7 protein-coding genes and 2 pseudogenes are annotated in these 8,289 nt (G+C 37.2%); 7 read left to right on the plus strand and 2 right to left on the minus strand.

The features are described 5' to 3' along the window. Positions 1-272 precede the first annotated feature (272 nt). Complete coding sequence (locus tag HMPREF1863_RS08215; protein ID WP_068369874.1) at positions 273-1,091, plus strand: Ltp family lipoprotein; 819 nt, start codon at positions 273-275, stop codon at positions 1,089-1,091. 76 nt (positions 1,092-1,167) lie between these two features. On the opposite strand, the gene HMPREF1863_RS08220 is transcribed toward HMPREF1863_RS08215, so the two are convergent. Further along, on the minus strand, positions 1,168-2,667 hold the full coding sequence (locus HMPREF1863_RS08220; RefSeq protein WP_068369877.1) for a phosphodiester glycosidase family protein: 1,500 nt from the start codon (positions 2,665-2,667) through the stop codon (positions 1,168-1,170). Positions 2,668-3,107: 440 nt separating this feature from the next. On the opposite strand from HMPREF1863_RS08220, the gene HMPREF1863_RS08225 reads away from it, so the two are divergent. The 5 genes and pseudogenes from HMPREF1863_RS08225 to HMPREF1863_RS09165 form a co-directional block, all read left to right on the plus strand. Next, positions 3,108-3,872, plus strand: coding sequence for a Fic family protein (locus HMPREF1863_RS08225; protein ID WP_068369881.1), 765 nt, complete (start codon positions 3,108-3,110; stop codon positions 3,870-3,872). A gap of 52 nt (positions 3,873-3,924) precedes the next feature. Beyond that, on the plus strand, positions 3,925-4,683 hold the full coding sequence (locus HMPREF1863_RS08230; protein WP_068369884.1) for a Fic family protein: 759 nt from the start codon (positions 3,925-3,927) through the stop codon (positions 4,681-4,683). A 409-nt stretch (positions 4,684-5,092) separates the two neighbouring features. Next, on the plus strand, positions 5,093-5,452 hold the full coding sequence (gene mobC, locus HMPREF1863_RS08235; RefSeq protein WP_068369887.1) for a plasmid mobilization relaxosome protein MobC: 360 nt from the start codon (positions 5,093-5,095) through the stop codon (positions 5,450-5,452). A gap of 3 nt (positions 5,453-5,455) precedes the next feature. Continuing rightward, positions 5,456-7,159 (plus strand): relaxase/mobilization nuclease domain-containing protein, encoded by a 1,704-nt coding sequence (locus HMPREF1863_RS08240; RefSeq protein WP_068369890.1) that lies wholly within the window; start codon positions 5,456-5,458, stop codon positions 7,157-7,159. A 128-nt stretch (positions 7,160-7,287) separates the two neighbouring features. Beyond that, positions 7,288-7,503: pseudogene (locus HMPREF1863_RS09165) on the plus strand (transposase); the annotation flags it as partial. 148 nt (positions 7,504-7,651) lie between these two features. Here HMPREF1863_RS09165 and HMPREF1863_RS09510 read toward each other — a convergent pair. Next, a pseudogene (locus HMPREF1863_RS09510) lies at positions 7,652-7,723 on the minus strand (IS3 family transposase); the annotation flags it as partial. Positions 7,724-7,967: 244 nt separating this feature from the next. On the opposite strand from HMPREF1863_RS09510, the gene HMPREF1863_RS09000 reads away from it, so the two are divergent. After that, positions 7,968-8,289, plus strand: a 322-nt coding sequence (locus tag HMPREF1863_RS09000; RefSeq protein WP_198142741.1) for a helix-turn-helix domain-containing protein, incomplete at its 3' end; no start/stop codon positions are given.

The raw sequence follows: 8,289 nt of genomic DNA on the forward strand, positions 1-8,289 counted from the left end.
TACATTATTATACACAAGACTTGAGAAAAGCTTAAAACAATCGCTGCTGATTTACTTTAAATAAGCAATATCTACCTAAAACATTTTGAAAACGAATACTTTTTTCTGATACAATATTCTCAATAAAGTACGTTTGAATTTAATATGGATTTCTATATCCAAAGAGTATCAAACAAGAAAAATATGATTATCTTTATTACCTTAAAACACAGCGCAGTTACGCTTTAAAATAGATGCTCAATTTATCTAGCGTTTACATCTAGGGGGTTCCCGTGAAAAAAAACTTTTTGTTACCACTTTTTCTAACTCTTCTCTTGTTTTTTACAATGTCTACTCCATCATATGCTCAACAAGCAATTAAACTGTGGGTTAATGGAAGATATGTTTCAACTGATGTTCCGCCTGTCATTGAAAATGGACGTACCTTAGTCCCCTTACGTGTGATCTCAGAAAACTTAGGTATTAAGGTGGAGTGGAGAGCGGATACTCGATCAGTCTATACCTATGGAGAAATAAATGGAGCACCTGATTTTTCCAATGCTTTATTATTAACAGTAGGTGATAAGAAAGTTCTAAAACCAGCGAACGAATCAGCTAAAACCGGATCGCTCTATTATAATCTAGAAGCTGCACCTTCCATTATAAACGGAAGAACTATGGTCCCTATTCGTTTCATTGCAGAGGCATATAAACTGAAAGTTGATTGGGACGCCATAAATAGAACTGTCATTGTAGGAAACGGATACACAGCACCTAAAAAACCATCTATTCCTAAGAAAAAAGTTACGAGAGAGTACAGTGTAGCTCTTAAAAAGGCTCAAGAATATCTCCAATTTATGCCTTTTTCTAAGCAAGGCTTATTCGATCAGTTAACATCCGATTATGGAGAAAAATTCCCAGCCGATGCGGCGCAATATGCAGTGGACCATGTTACAACGGATTGGAACAAAAACGCTTTACGCGCTGCAATGACATACAGAAATGAAATGCATATGTCCTCGAGGGGGATTTATGATCAATTGATTTCAAGTTATGGAGATCAATATACCGAGGTTCAAGCAAAATATGCAATAGATCATTTGCCAAACTAACTGATCTTAAAAATAATTTATTTCAAATTGAAAAAGGCAGAGAATATATGCTCTCTGCCTTTTTCTAATCCAAATATTATTTTCTAATGGTCAACACCGTATTAAGATTACGCCCGGGAGATGTAATCACTCTTCCGTTGGCGTATAGAGCGGACGATGCGCCGCCGTCTAAATTCGTCGCTTCCACGCAGCCCAGCTGAATCATAGCATTGGCCATATTCACAACCGTAGCTTTCCCGGTAACGATGACAATAGTTCCGTCGGCCTTTACGCCGATGGCGGAGCGCCCGGCGTTTTGATTGCGAATCTTGCCTTCATAATTCGACGCCGCTGTAGCCGCTACATTTTTTCCGCCCTTTACAAGCATGGGTCCTGCCGCCACGAGCGCGTCGACCGTTTCGCCGGCAAGACGTGGTTCTTGACCCAATCGGATCGTATCTTGAATGGAATCGCCGACCTTTATAACCCGCGAAATATCTGCCGGTTTCATGGCATTGGCCGCAAAGAAAATCACATAACCGTTTTGAGGAATTCCTACATTGCCGCCACTGCCGGAAGAAGTTACCTTACCGTTTATGACGATGAAATGCGTTCCTTGCGGAAGCTTCACGGCATTTCCGTAATACGAATTAAATACGGCGATGCCCGTCTTGTCATTTAAACCGGCATTGGTATACCATGCGCTGAATTTGCCGTGACCCGTATCGAAGGAATGGATTACCGTCGGCTGACCGATAATATTTTTCCCGGAGGATGTACGAACGAAAGCGCCGTCGTTGCCGATTCCCTGAATGACTTGTCCTTTACTTACAATATTCCCATAAGGCACGAAGGTGCGGTAGGCATCGAAGAAATTACCGTTGACTGCTACCAATGGTTGCGTCCGTTTTAAAATTGAGCCGAAAGGTTCGGCGCCGACTAATCGATTATTTCCCTTTTCCACGCTGAATTCTAAATTGGGATCGTTGGGAACCGTGACGATATTCAATCGCACGCCCGCCACGGTTTGACTCGTGACCGAAACATTTCCCCCTGCCGTCGCCGCAGGTTTCGGTTGAGGTGCCGCAGGCTTTGCCACCACATTGACTTTAGCGGCATCATATACGCCGATATGTACCGCACGTTTTACATTATCGTAGCCCACTTCTTTGGACAGCACTTCTCCCAAACTTCTTATTTTTAAAAAATTGTAGCCGGAAATATTACAGCTTTCCACTTCTCGAACAACACCATTGATCTTCACCTTTGCATGACCCATGATCACTTGCGCATCGGGAACTTCTATAGCCTTTGTGATTCCCTCTTCTGCAGGAGAGGACACATAATCTTCGCCAGGAACGACTTCGACAACGCGCGCATCCTTATCGTAACGAACATTAATCCTATCGCCCGTGTCACTCAAGCCTTTCACAACATCTCGTAGTTTAAAATAATTGTAGCCGCCAATATTGTAGGCTACACAATCCACCACTCGATTATTGACGACAAAAGTTTGCGTCGTCGGTTTCGCCGCCATGGCAGACGAGGGTACGCATAAAAGAGCGCCCAACAGAGCAACTGCTAACACCTTTTTCATCTTCTACCTCCTGATTGATATGATAATTTCATTATATAATAGAAAAAATAATACTCAATCTTTTTATTTCTTCACAAGTAATCGAACAAGTTTATATAGAACTACACAAAAAAACAGCCCGACTGCAACTGCAATCAGGCTGTTTTATCTTGGTGCCGGAGGCGGGATTCTGGGATATAGGCATACAAACCGCATGATATAGACATTCGAGATAAATAGTGTGCAACCAATGTGCAACGATAAACAATAAGATAGTTTTCTGTTTTCAAGCCAAACTATGAATTCAGAAATAAAAAGCTTTCTGAAATTTTTTGCAGGTCATTGCTACTCAATTTTATTCAGATATTCAATGTTTGTGATAGAATTTAGAATGATATCTGAGCAGAATACAAAAGAGCATATAATGACAATTCAATATAAACTGTAAGGAGTGAGAATATATGAAGAATAAACTTCAAGAATTAGAAATCAGAAAAAGACATTTAAATCAAAACATACAAACTATTTCAAAGCATTTTTTAAATAGTTACGAGGAAGATTTTGCTGTTCGATTCGCTCATGAATCTACAAAAATGGAAGGAAATACACTTTCAATTTTTGAAGTCAAAACCCTTCTAATAGATCAAATTACAATAGGAGGAAAGAAATTAAGAGAACTCTATGAAGTAATTAATCATCAAAAAGCTTTTGAGTATGTAAAAAAATCTATTCTAGAAAATAGAGAATTCACAGAAGAATTAATCAAAGACCTCCACCAGATCATTACGGAAAATATTTTTCCCGGAGGTATTTATCGTCAAACCAATGTACGAATCTCCGGTGCTTCTTTCATTCCTATCGATTGGACGGAAGTCAGAAATGAGATGTCATATTTTATAGTACAGTATGCAACTCGAAAGAAAGACTTATCAACGTTAGAACTAGCTGCATGGGTACATGCAGAGTTTGTAAAAATTCATCCTTTCTCTGATGGCAATGGTAGAACAGCACGATTGCTTATGAATTATATCTTAATGGCAGATGATTTCTTACCCATTAATATCTCTACAGAGAAACGAGCTGAATATTACGAAAGCCTCGATCAGTACGCTATAGATCAGAACCTTGAAAAGTTTTTATTTTTGATTTGTGAAGAGGAAGAAAAAACTATTAAGGATTATGAGATTGAATTACAGATAGAAAAATCTCGCTTCTTTGAAAGATGATTCTACTGAAATTCCTTTATAGACTTTTCTCTGTTTGCTTCGGAGGTTTTGAATGAACAATAAATTTAATATGACAGTTCCACAAAATATTGCTTTTGCCAAACGCAATTTAGTGGACAGCATTTATAATAGTGCCAGACTCGAAGGTTTAAATGTTACCTTTCCAGAAACATATACCATTCTTGAAAAAGCTAAAATGCAGAATGTAGATATTTCTACCGTCAGTACCATTCTAAATTTAAAACACGCATGGCAATTTCTTTTAAAAAACATCGAAGAACCTATCACTCTTGATTTTATTAAAGACCTTCATTATGAAATAGCAAAAGATGAAGCTCTTGCATGGGGAGAACTCCGGACAGGTCGTGTTGGTATTGGTGGGACAGATTACGTACCTCCTATCCCGAAAGAAAACGAAGCTAAAATCAAACTATCATCTTTTGAGGAAATAGATAATACGACGGAAAGAGCGATCGAACGAATGCTTTGGATGATGAAGGCTCAACTTTTCTGGGACGGTAATAAACGAACCGCTTCCCTTATTGCTAACAAAGATCTTATTTCACATGGCAATGGAATTTTAACCATTTCTGAAAAAGATATTTTGGAGTTTAATACTCTCTTGAGCGATTTCTATTCCACAGATCAAAAAGGTAAACTTAAAGAAATGATTTACGATAAGGGGATTAGCGGAGTAGAGTTAAAAGAAAAGCAACTCCCCTCTTACGACGAAATGAAAAAACGAGCTCAAGGAAAACTTCAAGCTTCAAAAGACGAAGATACACGTGAACAAAATAATTTAGAAAGATAGTCTATTTTTTCTCATGAGTCTGAAGCCAATGATTGGAAAATATATTTTCAGTCGTTGGCTTTTTCTATTCCTCACTAATATTTGATATAATCAAAGTAATCTAAATTTACCTTTTTTCACACAAAAGAATACGCAGACATTAGTGATCTGAATTTACAATTATAAGAGTACCTATGGAGCAAGATTATTTACAAGGACTCTTTGCCTATTTTCAATAGGTGACGAGTCCTTGTAAGTTACAATTCTTGTAACATAGCAAGCGAGTACCTTGGATATCCATTTTGAAAAAATAAATCTCCAAGGCTTGTTGAGGAGTTCCCCAAACCCCCGAAATAAATTTTGGATTTTCAAAATTTATGGGATAATCCCGAACCCTTATTAAACTATTTTTATGAAAGGAATTTAAGCTATGAGTGAAAAAAGATACCGAGATCAGCAGATGCTTTTAAGATTTACTTCTGAAGAAAAAGAATTCTTCGAAACCCTTTTTGAAAAAAGTCGATTTACTAATCGCAATGATTTTATTATCCACCTACTCCGCCATCGTAAAATAATTAATGTCCGACTAAATGACGGTCAGCTAAATGCTATGCACGTTTCTCTCTCCCAGATTGGAAATAATATAAATCAAATTGCTCGAAGAATAAATTCTACCAACTCAATTTACCAAGATGACATTAATGATATTTTAGAAATTAAAAACCAATTGGAAGATATTCGTACCAATCTTCATTTCCTATGTAAGACGTTTAATGTTCAGAGGACATAAGTTATGGCTATTATTGTAAAAGGTAAGCCAATTAAGTCCACGTTGCAGAAGGCAATTAATTATGTTGCAGACGCTTATAAAACTGAAAACAGTATTTTAGTTTCAGCGTATGGCACTAGTATTGATTATGGAGAAAGAGATTTTTTAGAAATCTGGAACACGAATACAAATCCACAAAAGAAAGTATTAGCAAGACACTTCAAACAGTCCTTTGCTCCGGGAGAAGTATCTCCTGAAGAAGCACACGAAATAGCCTTGGAATTTTGCGAGCGTTTTTTAAAAGGTGAGTATCAATACGTGGTGGGAACACACGTCGATACGAACTGTATTCATAACCACATTCTTTTTAATAACATACGAATGACGGATTTTAAAGCCTATAAGATTACAAAAGATATTCCTGTTATTAGGCAAATTAATGATGACATTTGTAAAGAACACGGACTATCCATTATTGATCCCGATAAAGAAAAAGAATTTCTAAACGACCACCTTCGAAACACGAGGTCATATTATGAGGATATGTGTTTAAAAAAAGGGCTGTCATGGAAAGCAAAAATTCAATCCGGGATCGATCTATGTATTGAACAAGCAACAAGCTATGACAGTTTTCTTTTATTAATCGAAGACATTGGGCTTATTTATGATGACAACGGAAAGTATTTAAAAGTTAAATTCCCGGAACAACAAAAGTTTACAAGGTGCAAGGAACAAACACTCGGAAAAGACTACACACGTGAGGCTATTCAAACTCGCATCGAACTAGAAGTGGAAATAAAAAATCAAATTGAAAACAAGCCGAAGATGTATATGCAAGATCCTAATTTTATCAAGCAAACAAAGCAAAAAATTCAGGACGATCTTCATACTATGCTCAGCGAAGAAAAGACGTTTCGTGATTTTATGGAGCGTTTTTACTCTCTAGGTTACAGTTATGATCCCGATGAAAAGGTCTATATGCTCGAAGATAATCTTCGAACTATTACTTGTCCGGAAGCTAGACTCAGTAAAAAATATCATATGGGACAAATACAAGCTGTATATCGCGAAGCCGACATCGATGTTTATAAACAACAATTCGTCGATTATAAAGTCATCAATCGAACAAAATATGCTATGGAGTCAGCTATAAAATATGCTTCATCTTACGACGAATTTTTAAACGAGATGAAGAAGAAACAATATGATTTCAAGGAGTACCGTGGCGAACTCTACCTGAAACATTCAAGCGATGAAGAATTTACGCTTATACACCCTACCACTTTTGGAACGGACTATACCAAAGAAATGATCAGTTTTAACATTCAGCATAAAACAATCGGTCAAGAAGATGTACGCATGATTCGTTTTGAAAAAGGTCTTAATCAGAATGAGATCTTAATGAGAAATATGACGATGATGAACGAGAACTATCTGCTCTTAAAAAAACATGGCATTAATAGTTTCTCAGAAATTACAGCAGTAATTAATTTCAACAACAACATTCAGAAGGAAAACAATGATCGAATTAAAGAGATCAAAGAGCTTACAGGAGGCTATTTAACGGATTTAAAATTAAAGTCTGAGCTAACGGACCTCTATAACGATAATCGTCGTTTAAAGGCTTCTGTGGCAAACCTTCATAAAATTCATGATAACTACTCACGATATTTGGAACTTAATGATCGATCAAAAGAAAGACTAGATAAAGGTACGCCTAGCCGTTAAATGATTCTCTAAGATATAAAATGTCGGAGCATTATGGGTTATAAAGTATCCATTGGGTGTTTGAAAATGTGACGAACCCGGAGCAAAAACTAATGACGGTAACGGAGAGAAAGTAGTTTAAAAAGAGCCACAGTCTTTTAAAGAAACCGACAAAGAACTTAACAGAAGATGAAAAGTTCGTTGTCGCCATCTTGTTTAAAACGAGCGATGCTATTCGTACCGCTTATATTTTAGAAGAAGGCTTTACCGTTCTATCTCATCAAAAAATCTCTGCTATGACAGCTCTAACACAGTGGATGGAAGAAGCTAAAAAAGCGGTCAAAAAAAGTGGCGATACTGCTTAAGCGCTTAGAAAAACTAGTTCAGCGAGGTTACCAGCAGCTTTAATTACCTGTAGAAAAAAGGTCGGAGCACTATAAAGTGACCCCATAAAGTTGGACTTAATCGAGTAAGCATTTCGCTTGCTCGATTTTGTTTTACATAACATTTGTTCTATGCAGATTGCATCTGTTCACGGTATTGCTTTGGACTCAAGCCTCCTAACTTTTCTTTGATTCGATCACTGTTTTATTTCTAGTGCGCATTAACCCTTCATCGCCAAAATGTCTGTAATTATTCACCCATAGTCTAAGAACAGATTTTCATTTTGGTATTTCATTGCCAAGTCACGGTAACTTGACTTCCCGGATAAATATTCCTCGACAATTTTCTTTTTCAACCTTGAATTTACAATCTAAGTGCAACAAAAAATGATTCACCGTTTTCTGGTAAAATTATGTCGACGAAAACCAATCAACCAGTAGGAACGATGAATCACTATTTTCATTTTACACTAAAAGAGCGTGAGTCGCTAAAGCATTATATGGATATTGGCCTAAATCAATCTGAAATCGCAACAAAGTTAGGACGCAACAAATCCTCAATTTGCCGTGAGATAAAGAGAAACTCTTTACAAGGAAGTTATTTACCTTGTGACGCACAGGCACTTTATGCCACTAGAAGAAAAGTATGTCGTCCTCGAAAGAAGTTAGACGATACCGTCCTTTTCCAAAAGGTAAAGTCGTTATTCTTAGAGCATCAGTGGTCTCCGGAACAGATTGCTGCCCGTTTAAAATACGAAGAGAGTGTTT

The organism is Aedoeadaptatus coxii, assembly GCF_001553115.1.
Classification (GTDB): Bacteria; Bacillota; Clostridia; order Tissierellales; family Peptoniphilaceae; genus Aedoeadaptatus; species Aedoeadaptatus coxii.